This is a genomic window from Pseudomonas sp. 3A(2025) (assembly GCF_054589175.1).
In genome coordinates, this window is record NZ_BAAILM010000041.1 from 1 (window position 1) to 2,234 (window position 2,234).

The window sequence follows — 2,234 nt, forward strand, 5'->3', positions numbered from 1 at the left end:
GCCACCGGCCTTGAGAATCGCCAGCAGCCCCACCACCATCTCCAGGCTGCGCTCCACCGCAATGCCCACCAGCACATCGGGGCCGACACCCAGCTCACGCAGCTTGTGCGCCAGGCGATTGGCCCGCTGGTTCAGCTCGGTGTAACTCAATGATTGCTCGCCAAACAGCAAAGCCGGTGCCTGAGGCGTTTTCTCGACCTGCTGCTCGATCAACAGATGGATGCACTGCTTGGCCGGGTAGCTGACCTCGGTGCGATTCCACTTATGGACAATCTGCCGATATTCATCGGCACTCAGAATGGACAGTTCCGTCAGGCGCTGGGTAGGCTGGATAACCACCTGCTCCAGTAACGCGACCCAGTGCCTGGCCATACGCTCAATGGTCGATGCATCGAACAGCGCTGTGGCATAGATCAGTGAAGCCACCAACTCGTGCTCTGCTTCGCTGGTGTCCAAGGTAAGGTCGAACTGTGCGGTCTGGCTATCCCACGACACGCCTTCCACCGTCAGCCCTGGCAGGGTATGGCGGCCACTGTTGACGGCCGCCTGATGATTGAACATCACTTGAAACAATGGGCTGTGGCTCAGGCTGCGCTCAGGTTGCAAGGCTTCTACTAATTGCTCGAAAGGCAGGTCCTGATGCACCTGGGCGCCCAGTGCCGCTGCCTTGACCTGTTGTAACAGCTCGCCGAAGGTGGTCGACACATCAAAATCAGCCTTGAGCACCTGAGTGTTGACGAAGAAACCGATCAGCCGCTCGGTCTCAACCCGGTTGCGGTTGGCCGTGGGGACTCCCACACGAATATCGCGCTGCCCCGAATAACGGTGAAGTAGCGTCTGAAACGACGCCAGCAGCACCATGAACAAGGTCACTCCCTGCTGCCGCGCCAGGCGATTGAGTGATTCGGTCAACCCCGCCTCCAGCCTGATATTCAGGCTCGCGCCGTCATGGCTTCGCACCAAGGGGCGCGGACGGTCAAGTGGCAGCTCTAGCACCGGCTGCTCACCGCCCAGTTGATCGTGCCAGTAAGCCAGTTGCCGCGCCTGCTCTCCTGCCTCCATCCAGTGACGCTGCCAGGCCGCATAATCAGCGTACTGGATCGGCATGGCCGGCAGGCTCACCGCATCGCCCAGTCGATGGCCTTCATAAAGGCTGACCAGTTCATCGACCATCACCGGCATCGACCAACCATCGGAGACGATATGGTGCAGCGTCAATACCAGCACATGGTCATCTTCGGCCAGTTTCAGTAGTTTGACGCGCAACAAAGGCCCGTTGACCAGATCGAAAGGCCGCTGAATCTGAGCTTCAACATAGTTCTGGATATCCACTTCGCTGGCCAAGGCTTGGTAAACGACCTCAAGCGGCTGGTAATCGTGAATGATCTGCAGGGCATGCTCACCGCTTTGGCGAAACGTGGTGCGCAGGGTTTCATGACGGGCAATCAGTGCATCGAAACTGGCGTGCAAGGCGTTGCGGTCCAGGGGACCCTTGAAGCGAAGAACCACCGGAATGTTGTAGGCCGGACTGTCAGGATCCAGTTGCCACAGGAACCATTGACGTTGCTGGGCATAGGACAGTAGCAACGGCTGCTGACGGTCAACCGGTGTGAAGGCTGGAGCCTGGCTGAGAACACCCTCTGCAAGGCGAACGATGAACGAAGACAGCACCGGGGCTTCGAACAATACCCGCAACGGTAACTCGACCTCCAGAACCTGCCGCACCCGTGAAATCACCTGAGTAGCCAGCAACGAGTGCCCTCCCAATTCAAAGAAGTTATCGGTAAGACCCACTCGCTCAATCTGCAACACCTCTGCCCAGATCGCTGCGACCTGTTGCTCCAGTTCACTTTGCGGCGCCACATACCTCTGTTGCTGCTGGCCGGCATCCGGTGCGGGCAATGCCTTACGGTCTAGCTTGCCGTTGGCGGTCAATGGCAGATGATTCAGACATACGAAATGCGCCGGCACCATGTAGTCCGGCATGACCGCCTTCAAGGCTTCGCGCAAGCTCTCACGCAATGCCGCCTGCTCAGCTTCGTCCGCCTGCTCTACCATCGGCACCAGCCAAGCCACCAACTGCTTGCCTAGCGGCCCGTCCACATCCAGTACCACCGTCTCACGCACTGCCGGATGCTCCTTGACCCGCGCCTCGATCTCGCCCAACTCAATGCGGAAGCCTCGAATCTTCACCTGATGGTCGATGCGACCGGCGTACTCCACCACGCCGCCGG

At 59.1% G+C, this 2,234-nt stretch carries 1 protein-coding gene; it reads right to left on the bottom strand.

The genetic code is table 11. From position 1 onward, the window contains the following. Window positions 1-2,234: condensation domain-containing protein (locus ACYP2A_RS17780; RefSeq protein WP_459746952.1), on the bottom strand; the 2,234-nt coding region annotated here is incomplete at both ends.